This window comes from Paenactinomyces guangxiensis, from assembly GCF_016055185.1.
In the GTDB taxonomy this organism is placed as follows: domain Bacteria; phylum Bacillota; class Bacilli; order Thermoactinomycetales; family Thermoactinomycetaceae; genus Paenactinomyces; species Paenactinomyces guangxiensis.
Genome location: NZ_JAECVR010000001.1, coordinates 101,102 through 122,597, shown reverse-complemented (window position 1 = coordinate 122,597; position 21,496 = coordinate 101,102). Strand labels below are relative to the sequence as shown.

The 21,496-nt window shown below is 47.3% G+C and carries 21 protein-coding genes; 18 read left to right on the top strand and 3 right to left on the bottom strand.

What is annotated here, in order from left to right:
- Positions 1-52 precede the first annotated feature (52 nt).
- The 10 genes from msrA to I8U27_RS00575 all read left to right on the top strand — a co-directional run bounded on the left by msrA (position 53) and on the right by I8U27_RS00575 (position 8,618).
- Positions 53-523, top strand: a complete 471-nt coding sequence (gene msrA, locus I8U27_RS00620; RefSeq protein WP_181750415.1) for a peptide-methionine (S)-S-oxide reductase MsrA — start codon at positions 53-55, stop codon at positions 521-523.
- A gap of 136 nt (positions 524-659) precedes the next feature.
- Positions 660-1,592, top strand: a complete 933-nt coding sequence (gene yhfZ, locus I8U27_RS00615) for a GntR family transcriptional regulator YhfZ (RefSeq protein ID WP_181750416.1) — start codon at positions 660-662, stop codon at positions 1,590-1,592.
- Between the two features lie 21 nt (positions 1,593-1,613).
- Positions 1,614-1,994: a PRD domain-containing protein gene (locus I8U27_RS00610; protein WP_181750417.1), complete on the top strand. Its 381-nt coding sequence runs from the start codon at positions 1,614-1,616 to the stop codon at positions 1,992-1,994.
- A complete protein-coding gene (locus tag I8U27_RS00605) occupies positions 1,994-2,371 on the top strand; it encodes a DUF2620 domain-containing protein (RefSeq protein ID WP_181750418.1) in 378 nt (125 codons plus the stop codon). Before I8U27_RS00610 ends, I8U27_RS00605 begins: the two co-directional genes overlap by 1 nt.
- Positions 2,371-3,681: a YhfT family protein gene (locus I8U27_RS00600; RefSeq protein WP_181750419.1), complete on the top strand. Its 1,311-nt coding sequence runs from the start codon at positions 2,371-2,373 to the stop codon at positions 3,679-3,681. The genes I8U27_RS00605 and I8U27_RS00600 overlap by 1 nt, the downstream gene beginning before the upstream one ends.
- Positions 3,682-3,699: 18 nt before the next feature.
- The gene (locus I8U27_RS00595) at positions 3,700-4,623 is read left to right on the top strand and encodes a phosphotriesterase family protein (protein WP_181750420.1); all 924 of its coding nucleotides are present in this window, start codon (positions 3,700-3,702) and stop codon (positions 4,621-4,623) included.
- Positions 4,620-5,756 (top strand): aminotransferase class V-fold PLP-dependent enzyme, encoded by a 1,137-nt coding sequence (locus I8U27_RS00590; protein ID WP_181750421.1) that lies wholly within the window; start codon positions 4,620-4,622, stop codon positions 5,754-5,756. Before I8U27_RS00595 ends, I8U27_RS00590 begins: the two co-directional genes overlap by 4 nt.
- 24 nt (positions 5,757-5,780) lie before the next feature.
- Positions 5,781-6,938 (top strand): YhfX family PLP-dependent enzyme, encoded by a 1,158-nt coding sequence (locus tag I8U27_RS00585; protein ID WP_181750422.1) that lies wholly within the window; start codon positions 5,781-5,783, stop codon positions 6,936-6,938.
- Between the two features lie 4 nt (positions 6,939-6,942).
- Positions 6,943-8,139, top strand: a complete 1,197-nt coding sequence (locus tag I8U27_RS00580) for a phosphopentomutase (RefSeq protein WP_181750423.1) — start codon at positions 6,943-6,945, stop codon at positions 8,137-8,139.
- Between the two features lie 149 nt (positions 8,140-8,288).
- Entirely contained in the window at positions 8,289-8,618 is a 330-nt protein-coding gene (locus I8U27_RS00575) for a CHY zinc finger protein (protein WP_181750424.1), read from the top strand.
- A 97-nt stretch (positions 8,619-8,715) separates the two neighbouring features.
- On the opposite strand, the gene I8U27_RS00570 is transcribed toward I8U27_RS00575, so the two are convergent.
- The 3 genes from I8U27_RS00570 to I8U27_RS00560 form a co-directional block, all read right to left on the bottom strand.
- Positions 8,716-9,318 carry a competence protein CoiA family protein gene (locus I8U27_RS00570; RefSeq protein ID WP_181750425.1) on the bottom strand — a complete coding sequence of 201 codons (603 nt, stop codon included), beginning with the start codon at positions 9,316-9,318 and terminating at the stop codon, positions 8,716-8,718.
- 273 nt (positions 9,319-9,591) lie between these two features.
- A complete protein-coding gene (locus I8U27_RS00565) occupies positions 9,592-9,993 on the bottom strand; it encodes an HAD family hydrolase (RefSeq protein WP_181750426.1) in 402 nt (133 codons plus the stop codon).
- 668 nt (positions 9,994-10,661) lie between these two features.
- Positions 10,662-11,792, bottom strand: a complete 1,131-nt coding sequence (locus tag I8U27_RS00560; protein ID WP_181750427.1) for a helix-turn-helix domain-containing protein — start codon at positions 11,790-11,792, stop codon at positions 10,662-10,664.
- A 398-nt stretch (positions 11,793-12,190) separates the two neighbouring features.
- Between I8U27_RS00560 and I8U27_RS00555 the strand changes: the two genes are divergently transcribed.
- The 8 genes from I8U27_RS00555 to I8U27_RS00520 all read left to right on the top strand — a co-directional run bounded on the left by I8U27_RS00555 (position 12,191) and on the right by I8U27_RS00520 (position 21,471).
- On the top strand, positions 12,191-12,415 hold the full coding sequence (locus tag I8U27_RS00555) for a hypothetical protein (RefSeq protein WP_198065815.1): 225 nt from the start codon (positions 12,191-12,193) through the stop codon (positions 12,413-12,415).
- The gene (locus I8U27_RS00550; RefSeq protein WP_181750429.1) at positions 12,384-12,641 is read left to right on the top strand and encodes a hypothetical protein; all 258 of its coding nucleotides are present in this window, start codon (positions 12,384-12,386) and stop codon (positions 12,639-12,641) included. The genes I8U27_RS00555 and I8U27_RS00550 overlap by 32 nt, the downstream gene beginning before the upstream one ends.
- A 476-nt stretch (positions 12,642-13,117) precedes the next feature.
- Positions 13,118-14,371: an extracellular solute-binding protein gene (locus I8U27_RS00545; protein ID WP_181750430.1), complete on the top strand. Its 1,254-nt coding sequence runs from the start codon at positions 13,118-13,120 to the stop codon at positions 14,369-14,371.
- Positions 14,372-14,434: 63 nt separating this feature from the next.
- Complete coding sequence (locus I8U27_RS00540; RefSeq protein WP_181750431.1) at positions 14,435-15,745, top strand: carbohydrate ABC transporter permease; 1,311 nt, start codon at positions 14,435-14,437, stop codon at positions 15,743-15,745.
- Positions 15,746-15,804: 59 nt separating this feature from the next.
- Positions 15,805-16,587 carry a sugar ABC transporter permease gene (locus tag I8U27_RS00535; RefSeq protein ID WP_374057900.1) on the top strand — a complete coding sequence of 261 codons (783 nt, stop codon included), beginning with the start codon at positions 15,805-15,807 and terminating at the stop codon, positions 16,585-16,587.
- 26 nt (positions 16,588-16,613) lie between these two features.
- Positions 16,614-18,389: an alpha-glycosidase gene (locus I8U27_RS00530; protein WP_181750433.1), complete on the top strand. Its 1,776-nt coding sequence runs from the start codon at positions 16,614-16,616 to the stop codon at positions 18,387-18,389.
- 45 nt (positions 18,390-18,434) lie between these two features.
- Positions 18,435-20,387: a glycoside hydrolase family 15 protein gene (locus I8U27_RS00525; RefSeq protein ID WP_181750434.1), complete on the top strand. Its 1,953-nt coding sequence runs from the start codon at positions 18,435-18,437 to the stop codon at positions 20,385-20,387.
- Between the two features lie 67 nt (positions 20,388-20,454).
- Positions 20,455-21,471, top strand: a complete 1,017-nt coding sequence (locus I8U27_RS00520) for a LacI family DNA-binding transcriptional regulator (protein WP_181750435.1) — start codon at positions 20,455-20,457, stop codon at positions 21,469-21,471.
- Positions 21,472-21,496: the final 25 nt, after the last annotated feature.

Sequence of the window (21,496 nt, the reverse complement as noted above, 5' to 3'; positions counted from 1 at the left end):
TGCATGACAGACGTGACATATTATAATGAGAAGAGAAAAAGGGGGGATCAAGATGGCTATAGCAACTTTTGGAGCAGGATGTTTCTGGGGAGTGGAAGAAACTTTTCGCAAAGTACCGGGTGTGAAAAACACGGCTGTTGGATATATGGGCGGAACAACTGTCAATCCTACCTATGAAGATGTTTGTACCGACAAAACAGGGCACGCTGAAGTGGTTCAAGTGGAGTATGACCCGGCAGAGGTTTCGTATGAGGATTTGCTGGATGTATTTTGGAATAATCACAATCCCACCACGCTCAACCGTCAGGGCCCGGATGTAGGCACCCAGTATCGCTCCGTGATCTTCTATCACACACCGGAACAGAAGGAACTGGCGGAAGCCTCCAAGAAAAAAATGGATCAGTCAGGCAAATGGAAAAATCCAATTGTAACGGAAATTACACCGGCTGCTTCTTTTTACCGTGCTGAGGAATATCACCAGCGTTATTTGCAAAAGCGGGGAATTGATTCCTGCCATATTTAAATGCAGTACTCGCCGACCCGGATCGTCGGCGTTTTTTATGCGCGCATAAATATTTCGTTAATTCTCAATTGAAATAGTTATATATAAATATTAAAATGGTTTTAGAGTACAGAATTCTGTATATTGGTGATTTCTAATGAGTGATACCAGTAAACTTTTTTATACGAAGAATGGTTATGCAGCGATGAAAATTGCCCGTCGTCTGCTAAGTCTGGAAGCAGGGGAACGAATCCCGAGGATTGACGACTTTGTAAAGCAATTGTCGACTGGAAGGGGGACGGTCCAGGGAGCATTAAAATTATTGGAAGAAATGAAGGCAGTTTGTTTGGAAACCCGTGGTCACATGGGAACTTTTCTAATCCAAAAAGATGAAGCCGCCCTGTGGGAAGTCGCCGGGCTGGGCCGGTTGGTGGGAGTGATGCCGCTTCCCTATTCGCGAAAATATGAAGGGCTTGCGACCGGATTGATGGAATCGTTTGAATCACAGGGAATTCCTTTTAGTCTGGCTTATATGAGGGGTGCGGCTCATCGGATTGAGACACTCCGACATGGCCGCTACGACTTTGCGGTGGTTTCGCGATTTGCCGGGGAAGTGGCCGTCCAAAAAACGAAGGAACTCCAACTCGTAAAAGGGTTGGGGTCCGGCTCTTATGTATCGGGGCATGAGGTATTCTTTTCTAATCCCCGGGAAACCGTCATTCGCGACGGTATGTATGTCGGAATCGACCCTTCCTCCACTGACCAGGCGTTATTAACGGAATATGAGTGTAAAGAGAAGCGGGTTCAATGGGTGGAAATCAGCTATATGCAACTGCTGGATATGCTGAAAGAGGGTAAAATCGATGCCGCTGTCTGGAATAAAGATGAAGTGAAATTCTCCTTACCGTTGGGAAGAGGAAAGCTTCAGTCCAGACAAGCCTATGAGACTTCTCTGGCAATGAGTGAAGCGGTAGTTGTTACGGCGCACAAAACAGAAGAGTTTTATCCGATTATCGACAGACTGGATCCTGTTCAGGTTCGCCGTGTCCAGCAAATGGTAGAACAAGGGGAGACATATCCAAGATATTAAAGCCGATGGGGGGATGAATATTTGCAACAACTTGAGCAACGGCTGGAAATTTTGGTGCATGGCGGGGTTGTTTCAGCAGAGGCGGCCCGGGTGACACTTACAGCGTGTGATCGGCTGCAAAATAAGAGCACACGTACCCTTAACCTGGAAAAACTTCAAATGTTGGCGACCCATTTAGCGACCGCTCTCACACGCATTTCTCGAAAAGATGGACTGACAACCGGATTAACGGCTGAGTCCCTGGCGGAACTCAGATGTTCTCCCTGCATGGAAGCAGCCGAGGAAGAGATTGACTGGCTCAGTCAAACATGGAATGACTCCATCCCGGATGTTGAAAAGGAGTACTTACGTCTGCATTATGTTTCAATCCTTCAGGACATGGATGAAAGCGGGGATGCTTAATGAAAATAATCATCGGCGGACAGGTTGACAAAAAAGAAGTGGAGGCATTGGTGCAAAAGTACGGTCCCGAAGGAGTCATCACAGAGATCCGTTCCGATCTCGAAGCTGCGCTGGCTTTGAAAACAGGGACGGGGGATTACTATCTGGGCGCCTGTCATACGGGCGGCGGGGGAGCCCTGGCGATGGCGATTGCGATCCTGGGTGCGTCTCAATGTGAGACGGTTTCCATGCCGGGAAGACAGCCAACTGAACAGAAAATCAGGGAAGCTGTACAGGCAGGGAAGAAAGCATTCGGCTTTACCGCTGATCACAAAGAGATGGCCGTGTCCATGATCATGCGGGCCATTCAAGAGTTTCAAAAAGGAGTGGCGGGCTGATGACAGAACTGATTCTCGCCACACTGGTCGGAGCGATGGCTGCGCTTCTGGCTAACCGGAATATCGCTGTATTTAATGATGGTCTTCGCCCCATCCTGCCGGAAAATATTGAGGGGAGAATGGACCGGCGTACTCTGGCACTCACCTCCTTTGCCATGAGCTTCGGGTTAGTGATCGGATTTGGGATTCCCTTTTCCCTCACCGCAAAAATTTTGTTAATCCACAGTATTTTATTGGGAACTGATATGATCGGCTTATCGCTTCCTTCCAATCGCTGGGGAAATGCGGGAGCAGCCGTAGTCGGAGGGATTTATGGAGCGGGTTTGTCCGCCGGTTTAGACAGTATTGTAAATATATTCAAAATGTTGCCGGTTGATGTGCTGAAACCGCTGGAGCAAGTCGGGGCACCTGTTGTGGTCGGTTTTATGGCTTTCCCCGCTCTTGCCGTCGCTTTGCAATTCAGCATCAAGAAAGGGATTGTTACCTTTGCCGTCTCTGCTCTGGCCCGACAGCTGGCTGTGTGGTGCAATGAGCAAAAATTGTTAACGTTCGGGCAATCAACCGTCACATTGAATCAAGAAGGGGTTGCTCTGATCACAGGCATGATCTTTCTTATCATTTTTGCGATACGCCAGAAAAAGCCTGAAACGGATGGAAGCTCCCCGGTGGATCTGGCCGCGATTTTCAGCGAAAGAGTGAATCGGATTCGCAAACAAGTTGTTTTCTTCATGATGATGGGGGGAGTGATTGCCGCTGCGGCCAACCTGTTGGTATTGGCGGGAGACCCCATTTCCTTACAGTTGTTGTCTGAAGGTAACCGGACCGATGCCGCGCTTGCGGCTGCAGCACGAGCCGTTGGATTTATCCCTCTCATCGCCAGTACGGCAATTGCTACCGGAGTCTACAGCCCGGTTGGATTTACCTTTATTTTTGTGGCTGGCTTGCTTGCGCCCAACCCGTGGCTGGCAGGTATTCTCGGGTGTGTAATCATCTTTATTGAAGTTTTTCTGTTAAGCAGTGTATCCCGCTTTCTGGACCGCTACCCGGGTGTGCGGGAAGCCGGTGAGAACATTCGTACCGCAATGACCCGTCTTCTTGAAGTAGCACTGCTGATCGGAGGGGCAAATGCGGCCAATATGATGGCACCGGGGTTGGGGTACTTCTTGATCGGGGGATTTTATGTACTCAACGAGGCGGCCGGACGGCCCGTGGTGCGTATGGCGATCGGGCCGATTGGTGCGATTGTCACAGGTATTATCGCTAACTTGTTAGTGGCTTCAGGACTAATGTCACCGCCCTTGATGAAATAGCAATGAAGGATGGTTGCCATGATTCAAACAGTAACAGGCACGATTGAAGCAAGCCAATTAGGAATTTGTGCGGTTCATGAACATTGCTGTATTGACTTGTCTCATGTGAAACAAGACCCGGATACCCGATTGGACGACCGAAAAGCGATGGTGTTGGAATTGCAGCGCTTTGCCCGGGCGGGCGGACGTTCCATCATTGAAGTAACCAATGTTGGAATGGGAAGAGATGTCCTTTATCTGCGGGAGTTAAGTCTCCGAACAGGTTTACAGATCATCGCCAGTACCGGCTGTTATAAAGATCCCTACTTGCCGGAGGAGATCAAAGACTGGGATCGTGAGCAATTTGCTGAGTTTATGGTGAAAGAGATTCGGGAGGGAATCGACGGGACGGGGATTTTTCCGGGAGTGATCGGTGAAGTGGGCAGCAGTTTGAATGAAATAACCGCCAGAGAACAATGTTTGCTTGAAGGAGCCGGATTGGCAGGGATGATGACAGGTCTGCCCGTCACTACCCACACTACTCTCGGGACGATGGCATTACAGCAAATCGAACTTTTCAGCCGGATCGGTCTGCCCATGGATCAGTTAATCATCGGGCATCAGGATCTTAATCAGGATCGACAGGCGGTATTCGGGGTTGTGGAAGCGGGGGCTTATGTGGCCTTTGATACGATTGGGAAAAACAATTATCTCCCGGACCGGGAACGGGTGGCCATGCTGCTGGATCTATGGGAGAGAGGATATGGCGGGCAAGTTCTTCTCTCCGCCGACTTGACGCGGAAATCACATTTTTTCAGCAATGGCGGCCCCGGTTATGATGTGGTTTTGCGTGAGTTTGTCCCCATGTTGAATCAAGCCGGGTTCACCGCGGAACAGATCAGGCAAATGCTGATTGATAATCCTGCCAGTGCTTTTGCTCAAAAGGAAGTGAGCTTGACATGAATCTGGAATCATTGCCGTATGCCGGGGGGGTTCTCTCCACGTTAACAGTGGAAGAAGCGAAGAGGCTTCAGTTTCAGTTGGTTGATACGATTTCACGCCACTTTTCCGGCGAAGAGTGGTACCAGCAGGGTGATGTCGGCCTTCACCCCGACTTTCAACGACCGCGCGCAACGGCGAAAGTAGAGCAGGTGTTGGCCGAGTTTTTTGGAGCAGAAGCGGCTGCACTGGTACGCGGGGCGGGAACAGGAGCGATTCGCTCGCTGTTGAGCTGGTTGCTTTCACCGGGAGAATCCCTGTTTATGCACCAGGCCCCTGTTTATACCACAACAAAAGAAATCATTCGTATGCTCCATCTACAGCCGATCTTTACTGATTATAATGATCTGGCAGAAGTGGAAAAAGTGGTTGAACAACATCCGGAATGCCGTCTCTTTTATATTCAACATGCCAGGCAGCAACCTCAGGATACGTACCAGCTGGACCGGCTCATCAGCTGTGTGCGTACTGTACGCCATGATTGTATCATTGTGGTGGATGATAATTATTGTGCGCTAAAAGTAGCACGGACAGGAGTGCAGGCGGGGGCGGACTACTCTGCATTTTCCGGATTTAAACTGCTGGGCCCCGAAGGGATCGGAGTGATCGTCGGACATCAGGAAGCCATTGAGGGAGTACATCGGATCAATTATTCGGGGGGCGGGCAAGTTCAGGGATGGGAAGCGATGGAATTGTTGCGCTCGATCGTTTTCGCTCCGGTCTCCCTGGCTGTGCAGGGGGAACAGGTGGAAGAGTTGTGCCGGAGATTAAACGAAGGAGAAGTACCTGGCATACGACTGGCTTATATTACCAATGCACAATCCAAAAATGTAAATGTTGAATTGGAAGAGCCGATAGCGGGAGAAGTGATTGCTGCCAGTGAATCGCTTGGAGCCGCAGTCTATCCGGTGGGAGCCGAGTCAAGATATGAAATCTTGCCCATGATCTACCGCGTATCCGGCAGTTTTTTGGAAGCAAGGCCGGAATTGGCCGACTGCGGGTTAAGAATAAACCCGATGAAGTCGGGAGCCGACACCGTGATTCGCATTTTGCAGCAGGCCATTGAGAAGGTACAGCGGACCGGGAAACAAAAATAGCCGGGGACTTACAGGAGGGGTCTCATGTTTCTTGATATGATGTCCCGGCGCAACCCGGGGTTGATTCAAGCCGGAGTTCAGCTTCACCAGGAGGGGGTGATTCCTCCCAACACGTACTTAATTGATGTGGATGCTGTGCTGGAAAATACGACAAAGCTGGCCGCAGCCGCCAGAGAGGCTCAACTGACTCTTTATTTTATCAGCAAACAGTTTGGGCGGGTTCCTCCCCTTTGCCAGTGGATTTCACAACAGGGGATTCCACAGGCAGTGGCGGTGGATATGGATGAAGCGCGTATATTGCATCGGGCCGGAGTGCAGCTCGGTCATGTCGGACATCTTGTGCAACCGGGAAAAAATGAATGGAACGAGGTTTTAAGTCTCAAACCTGAAGTGGTGACTCTGTTTAGCCTGGAACGTGCCCGGCAGCTGTCCCGGCAAGCTGAAAAGATGGGGTTGAGGCAACCTGTTTTGCTCCGTGTGATCAAAAAGGGAGATGAGATTTACCCGGGGCAGCAGGGCGGATTTTCGTTGCAGGAATTGCCCGGAATGATTCCTGAACTGTTATGGCTGGGAGGCATTAAAATCGCCGGTGTCACTTCTTTTCCCGTTCTGCAGATGGACCCTGGCAGAGACCAATATCAATTTACGGCCAATTTGGAGACTTTGAAAGCGGCCCGTCTGATTCTGGAGGGTGCAGGGGTGAAAGTTGAACAGATCAATGGCCCGGGGGGCACCTGCTGTTTGACCATCCCCGAACTGAAGGCTGCCGGAGTCACTCATGGTGAACCGGGTCATGCGCTGACAGGTACAACCCCTCTTCATGCAGTGCGGGAAGATCTGCCGGAAATACCGGCGATCATTTATGTGACTGAAGTTTCACATCAAGATGACGCACATACATATGTCATTGGCGGGGGTTTTTACGGACGCTCCCGGATGACAGGTGCATTTGTGGGTTCCAAATCTTCGGATATCCTTAGCCGGAAAGTGCCTGCTTCTCCGCTCGCTGCTGAGTATATTGACTATTATGGTGCATTATCGGCGATAGAGCAGATTCACCCCGGTGATACAGCCATTTTCTCCTTCCGTACGCAAATATTTGTCACCCGGTCGCATGTCGCCCTGGTTTGCGGCATCCGGCAAGGGAAACCTGAAGTGGTTCACTTTTACTGGAGAGGATAGAAAAATGCCTAAAGCGATCTTGTTGGTATTGGACAGTTTCGGCATTGGAGCGATGGAAGATTGTGAAGAAGAGAGGCCTCAGGATGTAAATGCCCATACCTATCTTCATATCCGCGAGGTGACGGGTCTCACGCTTCCCACTCTGTACCATCTGGGTTTAAATCAGCTTGTCGACGGGACGGGACTAGCGCGGGGCGCATTCGGAAGGGCTGCTTTGGCCCATTTTGGTGCGGATACATATATGGGCCATCAGGAACTGATGGGAAGCCGCCCGTTAAAACCGGTACGCCGGTTGATGAGGGAGGTGGGGGAATCCATTGCCTCCGCCTTGCAAGAAGCGGGCTGCAAAGTAACCGTTCCCTGGGATCACCGTCCCATTCTGCTGGTGGAAGATGCCGTCGTGGTGGCCGACAACATTGAAAGCGACAAAGGGAATATTATCAATGTAACGGCAGATCTTTCACGGATTTCATTTGCGGATACGTTAAAAATTGCGAGCCGGGTGCGTGAAACGGTCGATGTGAGCCGGGTGATTGCCCTGGGCGGACCTTATACATCAATCGAACAGATCCTCTCTGTCGTGCGGGAACACCATCCCGGTCAGTGGGGGGTGGATAGTCCGCGGGCAAAGGTGTACGGAGAGGGATACCAGGTTCGCCATTTAGGGTACGGAGTACGGATTGAACAGCAGTTTCCCTATTTGGCCGAGCAAAGCGGAGTACCTGTATACCGGATTGGAAAGACCGCTGATGTACTCTATGGAGAGGGAGTTGCTCTACCACATGTAGAAACAAAGCAGGTATTGGAAGCATTAGAACAGTTATACACGACTGAAAAAGGGGATGCCGCCTTTTTAGTTACTGTTCAGGAAACAGATTTAGCCGGGCATCAGGAAAATCCCGAGTGGTATGCTTCCCTGTTACAGCAAGTGGACGAGTGGCTTGGCCGTTTTCTGCGCCGGTTACAGGGGGATGATTTGCTGATCATCACCGCAGATCACGGGAATGATCCCACCATCGGCCACTCCCGCCACACGCGTGAATACACCCCTATTCTGGTCACAGGTCCCGGAGTAAAACCAGGCCCAATCGGAACTCGGACAACCATGGCCGATATCGGAGCCACGTTGAGCCAGCTTTTTGGATTGCCTCCGACGGAATCGGGAACCAGCTTTTTACGAGAAATTTATTTACAACGTTAGATCCGTAAAACCCGCATGGGGATGAGCGTTTAAATCTCAACCCGAATGCGGGTTTTATTCCTGATGCCCTATCTTTCGTTTGGTACAATGAAGAGACAGGGGGAAACGATAAAATCCAAAACTGCATATTCAAGGGAGCAGAGGAATCCATGACGAAAAAGATATCTATATACGGAAAACCGATTGATAACCAGACACGCTGTATTCACTATGCCACCGACCTGGATATCATCGCCATCAGGTTTGCCTGTTGCGGCCGGTATTATCCGTGCCATGCCTGCCATGAGGAAACAGCCGGACATTCTGCCATTCCCTGGCCGAAAAGCCGTTTTGCTGAAAAAGCGGTTTTGTGCGGAGCTTGTAACACTGAGCTTTCAATCAACCAGTATTTGTCCTGCGGCTACAAATGCCCTGCTTGCGGAGCCGGGTTTAATCCCGGTTGCCAACTTCATGCGGATCTATACTTTGAAGTGGAATAGAAGATGTGTTTTAAGGGGTATATGGCTAATTTGTCTATTCTCTATAGCAGAGGGATGAAATTGCATAGACAGGAGCGGGATATAAAAAGTTCTGGAATCAATCTGATGAAAACAGACTCAGACTTAATTGTTCAGGACCGGAATCACTTTTAAAAGGAGGAGTTTGACTGTTTGGATATAACGGGGACAGCAAATAGGGATTGGAAAGGACTTCTTCCGAGGAAAGCTCCATCACGGCAATGGGGCTAACGGAACGGTTACGATGGTCAAAACTAAATGCTCTAAAAGGAACATCAAAGTTGTCAAACAGGACAAGATCGGCTGCTGCCAACGGGGATGACATACTGGAATTAATCTTCACATAAGCAATTTCCTCACGAGGGATGGATTGACGGGATTGGCAAAAGTGAGAGACTTCAATCGGATCACCTTTGCCTTTCAGCCACTGTTCAAAGGTGAGGCGAAGAACGTGTTTGGCGAGTACAGAGGAGGAGCGCTCCAGTTTGCAGTACCTTTTTACACGGTGCGCAAAAAACTTTCTTTTCAGCTTGCTGGTCCGGAGCATGACCGGCCGTTTACACTCAGGACATCGATATGACTCACGGTGATTCGCCGCATTTGGCATCACTGCCTGCTCTAATTGATTTAGAGCATAAGGAATCAACCCGTACTTTTTTCGGTATTTGGGCCTGATTTTCAACGGAACTGCCCCTTTCCGAAAATTTTTAATTCAGGTATTTTTTATATAATTTATTTTTGTCCAATTGCCTAATATCTTCTTTTCACTTTGAGATACCGATCTCCAATAACTCTAAGCAGATATTAAACCATCTCCTGTATTTTAACAATTCATAATTCAATTATAATACATTTGTATAGAAATGTGGCTATTTATTACATAATTTCAAGTAGATGAACAAAATATTCATTGAAATAGAAAATGGCTCTATCCAGGATAGAGTAGAGATAGGAGCTAAGGAAGCAATCCTAACTGTTTGATATTTCGGGTTTGGAACTCTGTTAGGCCGTTAGTGATTATTCCGACCTTTTTGCCGGCTGATCGAAGGGATCGAACCGTTTCCTCCATCTCCTTCATGGGAACACAGTGTGGCGCAAATGAGTGGAGGTAATGAGCGTATAATTCCTGCATGGAAAAAGATTGAACCTTAAACTCTTCAAGTAATCGGGTATAAATAATCTTTTTGCAGACATAACCTTTTTCGTCCAACTCAACAAAACGCTGCTGCCACCGATGGAGCGGAATATGTTTAAGAGAGGCTTTATACACCTTATACTGAAACTCGATAAACCGCAATAAAGAACGGCTGCGATCCAGCAGTGTTTCATCCAGATCAAAAAAAATGGCACGAAACATAATTTTCATCTCCTGATATAGAAATATCTTTAACCATCTTCGGGATTCTATTGAAAAAACAATCTTTTGATAAGTATTTGGTTAGAGGGCAATTATTAAAGGATGTAGAGGACTTGATTGTAAAGATTCGTGAGTAAAACGATTCCAACGAAAAAAGGAGATCGGCATTAACCGAAAACTCCTTTTTTCTCAACCGCAAATCTATTTGCAAATATGCCCGGAAGGTGGACGATTTATTTGATATAGTTAGTCAAATTGATCTGTTAATTAAGAAAGATGTTTTGGCTATAAACCGAAAGCTCTTTCTTAATTAATCGTTGATTTCGTCATCCCCGCGTTGAATCTGATTTGTATTCACCATTGAACTAGAAATCATACAGATCCTCTCACTGTTTAACATAATTAATCCTCAATATCAGTATCGTCATCCCCGCGTTGAATCTGATTTGTATTCACTACTAAACTAGAAATCATACAGCTCCTCCTCACTTTTTAAATCGAGTTCACCTTCAATTTTAAGAAGCTCTTTGTAACATCTGATCAAATCATCATTATTACCAATCTTATCAAAACAATGTGATAACATCAATAAAGCCGTATGAAGCCTTTGTTTAAATCCATGTTTTCGCGTAAGTTTCGCAGCTTCTTCGTAGAAGGGAATAGCCGTCTCATGTTGGTGTTGAGAAAAGAAATAATTCCCACGGATAATCAGTACCTTTGCCAATCGGTAGATGTCTCCCAACTTCCCGGCCCATTTTTAAAGCCTTATTTAAATAATCGTCAGCCTGTTCCCAGTTTGTTTGATTGATAAAAAGAGTACCGATGTTGCTTAGAGAATCAATTTTTCTTCGACGGTATTCGTTATCCTCGTCCATCCAAAGGACTATTTGAAAGCATTGCAATGCTTTGTCATAGATCGTTTGCTTTAAATAGACAGTGCCCAAAATATTTAACAGATCAAGGTGACGTTTTTTAATTCGGTATCTAACAGCAATTTCGATCCCTTCATTGCAAATCGCAATTGCTTTTTCAAAATCTTCTCTTCCTCTGAAGATCGCGGCACGAAACTGATATAGGTTGAGTACCACGGATATATTTTCAATTTTTGAACGATCAAGCCAGGTATCATTAAGGATTTGGGCAGCGTGATCATGCTGACTCAATTTCATCAGGTACTGAATTTTATTAGCGTATAAGCGGTATATCACCTCTTTCCTCCCTTTGTTTTTATCAAATGCCTCAATTCCCTGATTTACATACATAAGTGCATTTTGTAAATCATTTTGATAAAAACAACCATTACTCAAATCCTTATAACAATAGGAAAGTACATTAACAGGCGGGGCGATATTGTTCTTATCAACGAGATCAAGCGCATGATGAAATATTTTACTGGATTTATTCCAGTCATTTTTTAAGTAATGGTACCGCCCCTCCAAATAATAGACAGATGGTGCAAGGGGGTGGAATTTTTCTATTTTAATTTTTTTAAGCTGTTTCAATGCCACTTCATGGCTTCCTTTGTCCAAAGCCGCTTCAATACATTGAAGAATAAGATTTAGTTCTCTCATCTTCTCTTGTTCCTTTTCTACCGCAGTTTCCAGCTTTTCTTTCGGATACAAGTCCAACTGCTTTAACATGTACTCAAATGTTTCCCCTTCCAACGGCGCTTTACCGCTTTCAAGAAGACTGATTACTGCAGCTGATATATTTCCCAGGTCTCCCTGGCGGAGTCCTCGTTCCTTTCTCACTTTTCTGATTATGTATCGAACTAAGTTTTCATTATTGCGATGATCCATCAGTCTCACCTCGAAATGGGGTATTATTCCAAAGCAATTATTGCACAATCGCAAGACAATGGAAACGAAAATTCCGATTTTATGAAAAAACATAAAATTATGGGCTGTGAAATAGGGAAAAGCGTGTCTTTATTAGTCGCCACGGGGTTGATTTTAAAGGAAACTCTAAATTGCGAAATATTGAAAAAACTAAAGGGATCATACTATAATTTAACCAGGATCGAGATTTGGAAAATTGTTTCAAGCCAATTTTTTCAATCACTCATTAAAGGAGGTTAATAATTTGCCTAAAATTCTAAAAGGACAAACAGATCATGTTCAACCGTCAACGAACGATCACCAACAATGCCTGAAGGGTGATCAGGAAAAAGAAACAACAAAAAAGTCTAGACGCAACCGTGGCTATTTCTTGTGGGATTCAATTACATCCCGACCGCCGGATCAAGATCGTCGCACTTCAAACGGCAGAAGGCGGAGAAATTCATATTCCGATCTTAAATATCGTTCACACCGAAACGGAAGACGGGCGAATCATTTTTTCCGGTAAAGTGTGTGATATTTTTGTATCGGAAAAGAAGGGAGGGAAAGGATTTGGTTCAAAAAAAGGGTTTGGCGCGCGATGAGTCAGCAACCATCAAAAAAGGGGAGGCCGTCGGGTTTGTCGTGTATGCCATGGCAAAACTCGGTTATTCCCGGCTTCAGATCGAAGAGATCACCCGGGAGCTGAGAAACTGTTTCAATATAAAGTGCCGGAACGACGTCTTTGACTCCAGTCTTACAGCCGGGAGGACCGACCGGAAAAATCTGTTGCCAACCATTGCCGAGCAAAACAACAAAATGGACAGTTAGAGAGGTTCTAAAGAGATCGAAACTGAAGAATTTAGATATACACAATCTCAAAAAAAAGAATCCCAAAACGGGACTCAGAAAAAATAACACGTTATGTTTATTATACCATTCTCTTAGGAAAAAGGGAGAGCGCTATGGGATACACTCAAGGGATTCGCAACTGGCTCGGCCATCGACCGCATCTCCTTGTTGGAGCCCATGTACTTGTCATCAATGAAAAAGGTCAACTGCTTCTGTAACAGGATGCCGGAAATTCATGGGTATTACCGGGCGGCCTTTTGATCCGGATGTCGCAAATGGGGTTGAGGTCTGGTCAAACGGTTGTCCCAAAAATAAAAAGAATAGAAGATAAAAAAGTGCTTGTTAGAACATTATTTCAAGTGTAAAATTGGTTATGTAAAGGCTTTCTTGATAAATTGATTGCTTTTTATTTTTTTGTTATTTGTGCAACCGTTTGCACAAAAGGGGGCTGACAAATGTTTAAAAAATGCTTTCTTATCAGTATGGTGTTGGTTTTAGCGATGGGACTGCTGGCAGCATGTGGGCCAAAACGTGACCCGAATGCCGGGCAAGCAGCCGAGGGAAAACCCGATAAGCTAGTTGTCTGGGAAAACGCGGATCAGGGAGAGCAAATCGCACATACCAAAAAACTGGCAGCTGAATTTGAAAAGAAAACCGGAATTAAAGTGGAAGTGGTTCCCGTCTCTCTTTTAAAACAGCAGGAAAAACTGACACTCGATGGGCCGGCAGGAAAGGGAGCCGACCTGGTGACCTGGCCGCACGATAATTTGGGACAAGCGGTTGTTAAAGGGTTGGTTCAACCCATCAAAGTTGATGATTCTGTCACGGGTCAATATGAGGAAGGGTCCATTCGTGCTTTAACTTATGATGGCAAGCTGATGGGACTGCCGAAAGTAACGGAAAGTATCGCACTGATATACAACAAAAAACTGATGCCAAAACCGCCGGAAACCTTTGAGGAATTGTATCAATTCGCGAAAGCAAATACCAAACCGGCCGAGAAAAAATACGGGGTGCTCTTTGAAGCGGCCAACCTGTACTATACTCATTTCCTGATCTCTGCAAACGGAGGATATATTTTCAAAGATCAGGGAGGTAAATTGGATCCCAATGACATTGGATTGAATAATCCGGGTACCGTCAAGGCTTTGACCGAAGTGCAAAAATGGTATAAAGAAGGCCTCATCCCCCAGGGTGTGACGGCTGATGTGATCAACGGTTTATTTAAAGAGGGTAAAGTGGCGGCTGTGATCAACGGCCCGTGGGCGATTCGCGACTACCAGAGTGCCAATATTGATCTCGGTGTGGCTCCCCTTCCCAAAGTAAATGGGAAAGATGCACAAACTCTGACGGGTGTCAAAGGATGGTATCTGTCCGCCTACAGTAAATCACCCAAATATGCCACAGAGCTGATGCAGTTTTTAACCAGCAAAGAGGCCTTGAAAACCCGGTTTGAGCAAACAGGGGAAATTCCACCGCACAAGGAACTCTTGGCAGATCCGATGATTACCAATGATCCGGTCGTAAACGGATTTGCCGAGCAGGCAAAATTTGGGGTTCCCATGCCGAGCATTCCGGAAATGTTCCAGGTGTGGACACCGATCAATGATGCTCATAACTTTATCGCTTCGGGCAAACAATCACCCGAACAAGCTTTGAATCAAGCAGTAAAACTGGTTAAGGAACAGATAAAGGTACAAAAACAATAAAGGTAAAGCGGGTGCGATGAGGTTCATCGCACCTGCCCTTCACCCAATCATTGAACAGAAAGGATGGGGAGTGCGATGGATGCGGAGGTTCAAACATCCGGGAATCGCTGGGGCAAACGGAACACGGCTGCTCTGTGTTCGGCTTTGTCGATGGGTGTGGGCCAGATGTACAATGGGCAATGGATAAAAGGAGTCTTGCTCCTCGTATTGCAAATCTCTTTTCTCTATGTCTTCTATGATTTATTTAATATTGGTTTGTGGGGACTTATGACATTGGGAGAAATCCCGCTCCTGGACCACTCGATTGAACTGTTGGCAAAAGGTATCATTTCCGTTTTTTTCATTTTATTTGGTTTACTCATTTACGGGTTTAACATCCGCGATGCCTATCGAGTGGGGGAACTCAGGGAAAGAGGAGTTCGCCCTTCCGGAATTTGGGAAACATACCGCACAGTGACAGACAAGGGATTTCCTTATCTCATTATTGCCCCGGCAATGCTTTTGCTGGTTTTTATTGTTGTATTTCCAATTATTTTTATGGTTCTGATTGCTTTTACCAATTATGATCTTTACCATCAACCTCCGGCTAAATTAATAGATTGGGTCGGGTTGGATAACTTTTTCAATATCTTTCAGCTGGAATTCTGGAAAAACTCTTTTCTGAACGTATTTTCCTGGACCGTTGTCTGGACTCTGGCCTCTACAACCCTCCAGGTGGCATTAGGCCTGATTCTGGCTGTTTTGATCAACCAGAAACGTGTGAAATTTAAAAAGTTTTTTCGCACCGTCTTAATCTTGCCATGGGCAGTCCCACCGTTTGTTTCATGTATCGTTTTCACCGGTATGTTTAATGACAACTTTGGGCCGGTCAACCAAATGCTGAATGATATCGGGCTTTCATCCATCCCCTGGTTGACAGATCCGTTCTGGTGCAAGGTGGCTCTGATCGGCATTCAGGTCTGGCTCGGATTCCCTTTCAGTTTGGCTTTATATACAGGGGTTTTACAAGCGATTTCTTCTGACCTTTATGAAGCGGCTGAAGTGGATGGAGCGACGGTCCTGCAAAAATTCCGCCACATCACTTTACCGATCGCTCTTTATGCGACGGCTCCTCTTCTGATTGTTCAGTATGCAGGAAACTTCAATAACTTTAATGTCATTTATCTCTTCAACGAAGGAAATCCCCCTGTACCGGGACAAACGGCCGGTGGAACAGATATCCTGATTTCCTGGGTTTACAAACTGACCTTCGTGACCAATAAGTTCAATTATGCGGCAGCCATTTCCATCATCATCGGACTGGTAGTGATGATCCTCGCCCTGATTCAATTCCGTAAAACACGGTCCTTTAAAGAGGAGGGGATGATTCAATGAGGAGTGCCAAACAGAGATCCAATCTTGCCCTGGCCGTTACATATCTCGTTTTGATCGTGATGGTTGTGGTCTGTGTCTTTCCGGTTCTATGGGTGATCGGAGCTTCACTGAGCCCGGGGGAGAGTCTCTTCTCCTCGACTTTAATCCCTAAAAATGCAACCTTCGATCATTACATCTGGCTCTTTACCAATCCCAACAGCCAGTATGTAACCTGGTATGGCAATACGTTGAAAATTGCCTTGATCAACGCTGTTTTATCTGTGTTGATCACCACGGGTACGGCATATATTTTTTCCCGTTATCAATTTGTCGGCAGAAAATACGGGTTAATGGCGTTTCTTGGGCTACAGATGTTCCCCTCGATGATGACCATGGTATCCCTGTATCTGTTGTTAAATTTGCTTGATCTTTTAGACAGCCACTGGGGTTTGATCTTATTTTATGCCGGAGCACAAATTCCTTTTAACACCTGGCTGGTGAAAGGATATTTTGACACTATTCCCCGAAGTCTCGATGAAGCGGCCAGAATGGATGGAGCAAGCCATTTAACTGTCTTCTTTCAAATCATCCTGCCACTGGCAAAACCGATCATCGCTGTTGTATTCCTGTTTAACTTTATGATGCCAATGACCGATTTCCTGCTGCCGCAAATTGTACTGACCAGCCCGGAAAATCAAACACTGGCCGTCGGTCTGTTTAACTTTATCAATGATCAATTTGGCAAGCGGTTTACTTTATTTGCCGCTGGTTCAGTCCTGGTTGCATTACCGATTACCGTCGTCTTTTTATCAATGCAACGTTATTTCATCTCCGGTTTAACCGCAGGAGCAAGTAAAGGTTAATCCGGGTGGGGAAAGGAAAGGGGATTATGATTCAAGAGGCCATTTTTCATCGTACGGGCGGGGCTTTTGCCTATCCGCTTTCTCCGCATCAATTGCGTGTGCGTCTGCGTGCCAAAAAAGGGGATCTGGCCATGTGCCGGGTATGGTACGCCGACCGTTATTCGGGTGAAGATGAACCGGGAACATGGGCGGACTGTGAAAAAACCGCCTCAGACGAACTGTTTGATTACTTTGAGGGACGGATTGACAGTCAGACCGGGCGGATTAAATATGTGTTCCGGCTGGAGGATACCATTGGAGAAAAAGCCTGGTTTGGCGAGACCGGGTTTGCCGCCATGAAAAAAGATGCAGGGGTTTTCCAATATGCCTATATCCATCCTTCCGAGGTGTTCCAAACGCCGGATTGGGCGAATGAGGCAGTTGTCTATCAGATTTTTCCCGAACGGTTTCATAATGGGGACAAATCCAACGACCCGGAAAGGACGGAACCATGGACCCCGGATGCGAGGCCGCGCGCGGACAGCTTTTATGGCGGGGATTTGCAGGGAGTCATCGAGCGGCTGCCATATCTTGAACAGCTTGGGGTGACGTCCATTTATTTCACACCCATCTTTTTGTCGCCTTCTCATCATAAGTATGATACGGCGGATTACTATCAGATCGACCCGCAGTTTGGAGAGCTGTCCACCTTTAAACAACTGGTGCAGGAAGCGCACCGGCGGGGGATTAAAGTCATATTGGATGCGGTATTTAATCATGCCGGAGATCAGTTTTTCGCCTTTCAGGATGTACTTAAACACGGTGAACGGTCGCGGTATAAAGACTGGTTTTATCTCCACAGCTTTCCGGTTGTGCAGGAACCAAAGCCCAATTATGAAACGTTTGCCAATCAGGTTCCGGCGATGCCCAAGCTTAAAACGGAAAATCCCGAGGTTCGCCGATATTTATTGGAAGTGGTTCGCTACTGGATGGAAGAAACGGGGATTGACGGCTGGCGGCTGGATGTGGCAAACGAGGTGGATCACCGGTTCTGGCGTGATTTTCGCGAGTTAGTAAAAGAAATCAACCCCGCGGCCCTGATTATCGGCGAAATCTGGCACGATTCCTCTGCCTGGCTGGAAGGGGATGAGTTTGACTCGGTGATGAATTACTTGTTCAGGGAAAGTGTGCTTCGCTTTTTTGCGACAGGCAAGATTGATGCCGGACAATTTGACGCAGAACTGACCCGGTCGCGGATGATTTATAAGGAGCAAGCGGTCCGGGTGTTATGGAATTTGCTTGATTCACATGATACGGAGCGTTTCTTGACCTCTTGCAGCGGTGCGGAAGAAAAGTTTCGCCTTGCTGTATTATTTCAGTTCACCTATATAGGAACACCGCTCATCTACTATGGGGATGAGATAGGCATGGAGGGAAAAACGGACCCTGATTGCCGGCGGCCGATGATCTGGGAGGAATCCTGCCACAATAAGGAACTCCTTGCCTATTACCGTCGCTTAATCTCGATTCGCCGGAGTTCGCCTGCATTGTGCCGGGGAAATGTTCACACCTGGTATGTCGATGCAAACGCAGGTATCTATGCATTTGTCAGGCAGTATGAGCAAGAAGTGGTCGGGGTTGTCTTCAATAACAGTGATCAACAGCGCACGGTCTGCCTGGATACCTCCCCGTTTGGGACTTCCGCCACTGAGCTGGAGGATCTTTTGCAGGGGGATAAGTTTCCTGTCAACCAGTATAAAGGTGTCTTTCAACTGGCTCCCTACCAGGGAATGATTCTGAGGGGGACATTCGGAAGCGTCTGACTGATACGAGTGATTGCATCATTTATCACAAAAGGAGAGGCTTATATGCAGAAAAAACCATATCTGATTGACGCGGTAATCGGAAACTCGCGGATGCTGGCTGCCCTGGACCGGCGCGGCCAGTTGCATCGCTTGTGGTGGCCCGGGATTGATCGTCCGCAACATGTCGAAGAAAGTTATGCCGGTGTATATGTTCACGGAAAATCGGAGAAAGTATCCTGGCTCCATCAGGAACCCTGGCAACATCAACAATCTTATCTTGGGGATACCCCGATTCTTCAAACCAGAGCTTATTCCCCGGAATTGCAGTTGGAAGTGACTTGTGAGGACGAGATGGTTCCGCAAACCGATGTGATGATGCGCCACTATACCCTTGTGAATCGCGGAACACAGGAGCATTCTCTTACTTTTCTTTATTATTCCTCCATGCAGATGGGAGAGAACCCCTTATACAACACGACGATGTTTGATTTTGAACATGACGCTCTTGTCCATTATCGCCATCAATATGCAGTTGCGGTCTCAGCCTCGGAACCTGTTTCCGGCTACCAGGCAGGAAATGTAAGGGAAAATATTGAACAGGCCAGGTTGAACGGCAATCCCATCGACATGCAAAAAGAAGGAGGGTTATCCTGGAGCCTGGGAGCAGTCGGTCCGGGAGAGTCCAAACAGATCACTTTATTTTTTGCTGCCGGTGACGGTCCCGATCAGGCGTGTGCCGAACTTTGCAAGGCTGTTTCTGAAGGGAGGGAGGCTTTGCGCCGGCTTACGCTGGATTACTGGAAAAACTACCTGGACTCCGGAAAGCAGGTGAGAACGGGAAATGAAGCGATTGATCGTTTATACCGCCGCTCCCTTATTATTTTCCGCTTGATGATGGATGAGAAATTCGGCAGTGTGATCGCCGCTCCCGAATTGGATGAGGAGTTTAGCCGCTGCGGAGGTTATGCTTACTGCTGGGGAAGAGATGCGGCCTATATTATTGCGGCTGTTGACCGTGCCGGGTATCCTTTGATGGGACATGAATTTTACCGCTGGACATTGAAAACCCAAAGCGGGGATGGTTCCTGGCAGCAGCGCCATTATCTCGACGGGCGTCTCGCTCCGCAATGGGGATTGCAAATGGATGAAACAGGTTCCATCTTGTGGGGGATGTGGCAACATTACCTGATGACCGGGGAAGTTTCTTTTCTGGAAGAAGTATGGCCGGCAGTAAAAAAAGGAGCGCAATTCCTTGTGCAATCAATCGATCCCGAGACGGGCCTCCCTCTGCCGAGCCGGGACCTGTGGGAGGAAAGAGACGGAGAGCATACCTATACCGCGGCCGCTGTCTATGGCGGGCTGACCGGTGCTGCGGAAATCGCCAGAGCACTTGGCCGGGAGGAACTGTCCATCTCCTGGAGACAAGCTGCAGAAAACATACGTGCTGCCATCTCCGGACAGCTGTGGAATGAAGAGCGGCAAGCTTTTTTCCGCGGGCTTAAATTAGCCGTCTCTCCGGAACAGATGGCCAAAGCAAAAGCAGAAGGCAAAAGGACAGCCGTTCAAGTCAATCACAAAGGTTATCGAACGCATATGATTTGGGAAGATCCGGTCATTGATGCCAGCCTGCTCGGAGTCAGCGTTCCTTTTGCACTGTTTCCCGCTGAGGATGAACGGGCCGTCAAAACAGCGGATGCGATTGAGCGGAGCTTGACCAGCCAGCCCATCGGCGGGATTAAACGGTATGAAGATGACAAATATATTGGCGGTAACCCCTGGATTCTAACCACTCTCTGGCTGGCGATGTACCGGGTCAGGCAGGGGCAGACGGAGCAGGCGGTAAAATGGCTCAACTGGGCGGTTGATCACCGAACCCAATTAGACTTATTGCCCGAGCAGATTGATCGCCATACCGGAGAAGCAGCATGGGTTGTCCCGCTCACCTGGTCACATGCGATGTTTGTACTTACGGTATTGGATTTAATGGAGGCAGGAGTATTTAAGGGGAAAAGTTAAACGATATAAAAGTTCAAATTGGAGTATAATGAAGCCAATTGCACGTCAGGCAAAGGAGTTTTCAGTGATGGCTACTATTAAGGACGTTGCAAAATTAGCGAATGTTTCCCCGTCGACGGTTTCGCGGGTCATCGCCGGAAGCAATCGCATCAGTTTAGAAACAAAAAAGCGTGTTCATCAAGCGATGGAAACTCTCAACTATGTTCCCAATGCCATCGCCCGAAGTTTGGCGCGAAGCAATACGCGTACCATCGGGTTTACCATTGCCCGCGAGGCAGGTCAGGCTTTTTCCAATCCTTTTTTTTCTGAATTGATGCGCGGTATGTCAACCATTGCCCAGACCCGGGACTATAATATTCTCCTATCGATCAGCCGCAATGCGGAAGAGGAGAAGGAGAAATGCTTGCAATTGATCAGGGAACGGCGGGTCGACGGGTTAATCGTATCCAGTTCGCGCCTCAAAGATCCGCTGATTTCTGCTTTAATCGAAGAAAATGTGCCGTTTGTTCTGATCGGGAGAAATGTTGAGAAGCCGGTGCTGTCAGTCAATAATGATAATGTTCAGGCGGCCAGGCTGGCTACGCAACACTTGCTCAAACAGGGATATGAAAAAATCGCTTTTGTCAGCGGGGATGCCAATCTGGTTGTCAGTCTGGACCGGGTCAACGGTTATAAACAGGCACTGATGGAACAAAATATGCCTGTTGTCCCTGAACGCATTGTTTATGCTGATTTCTCGATTGATGGAGGTTTCCGGACCCTGTGCCGTCTGTGGGAGTCAGGGATGGAGTTTGACGCAGTGATGGCCGCAGATGACCTGTTCGCGCTCGGGGCGTTACAATTTGCCGAACATCAGGGATTGGAGGTCCCATCCAACTTTGGGATTGTGGGCTTTAACGACTCCCCCCTCATGTCGTTTATCAACCCGCCGCTTACCAGTGTGAAAATTCTCGCATACGAACTGGGAATGGAAGCGATGGAACTTCTGTTAAATGTACTGGCCGACCCTGAAAAAGCGCATACTAAAAAAGAGATCGTCCTGGCATCCGAATTGATCGTCCGCCGGTCGAGTAAGCGAAAATAAACACCTGCAAACGATGTCAGGTGTT

Coding starts and splice junctions, on each gene's coding strand:
- msrA (WP_181750415.1), top strand. CDS start 53: ATGGCTATAGCAACTTTTGGAGCAGGATGTTTCTGGGGAGTGGAAGAA.
- yhfZ (WP_181750416.1), top strand. CDS start 660: ATGAGTGATACCAGTAAACTTTTTTATACGAAGAATGGTTATGCAGCG.
- I8U27_RS00605 (WP_181750418.1), top strand. CDS start 1,994: ATGAAAATAATCATCGGCGGACAGGTTGACAAAAAAGAAGTGGAGGCA.
- I8U27_RS00600 (WP_181750419.1), top strand. CDS start 2,371: ATGACAGAACTGATTCTCGCCACACTGGTCGGAGCGATGGCTGCGCTT.
- I8U27_RS00595 (WP_181750420.1), top strand. CDS start 3,700: ATGATTCAAACAGTAACAGGCACGATTGAAGCAAGCCAATTAGGAATT.
- I8U27_RS00590 (WP_181750421.1), top strand. CDS start 4,620: ATGAATCTGGAATCATTGCCGTATGCCGGGGGGGTTCTCTCCACGTTA.
- I8U27_RS00585 (WP_181750422.1), top strand. CDS start 5,781: ATGTTTCTTGATATGATGTCCCGGCGCAACCCGGGGTTGATTCAAGCC.
- I8U27_RS00580 (WP_181750423.1), top strand. CDS start 6,943: ATGCCTAAAGCGATCTTGTTGGTATTGGACAGTTTCGGCATTGGAGCG.
- I8U27_RS00575 (WP_181750424.1), top strand. CDS start 8,289: ATGACGAAAAAGATATCTATATACGGAAAACCGATTGATAACCAGACA.
- I8U27_RS00565 (WP_181750426.1), bottom strand. CDS start 9,993: ATGTTTCGTGCCATTTTTTTTGATCTGGATGAAACACTGCTGGATCGC.
- I8U27_RS00560 (WP_181750427.1), bottom strand. CDS start 11,792: ATGGATCATCGCAATAATGAAAACTTAGTTCGATACATAATCAGAAAA.
- I8U27_RS00545 (WP_181750430.1), top strand. CDS start 13,118: ATGTTTAAAAAATGCTTTCTTATCAGTATGGTGTTGGTTTTAGCGATG.
- I8U27_RS00540 (WP_181750431.1), top strand. CDS start 14,435: ATGGGGAGTGCGATGGATGCGGAGGTTCAAACATCCGGGAATCGCTGG.
- I8U27_RS00535 (WP_374057900.1), top strand. CDS start 15,805: ATGGTTGTGGTCTGTGTCTTTCCGGTTCTATGGGTGATCGGAGCTTCA.
- I8U27_RS00530 (WP_181750433.1), top strand. CDS start 16,614: ATGATTCAAGAGGCCATTTTTCATCGTACGGGCGGGGCTTTTGCCTAT.
- I8U27_RS00525 (WP_181750434.1), top strand. CDS start 18,435: ATGCAGAAAAAACCATATCTGATTGACGCGGTAATCGGAAACTCGCGG.
- I8U27_RS00520 (WP_181750435.1), top strand. CDS start 20,455: ATGGCTACTATTAAGGACGTTGCAAAATTAGCGAATGTTTCCCCGTCG.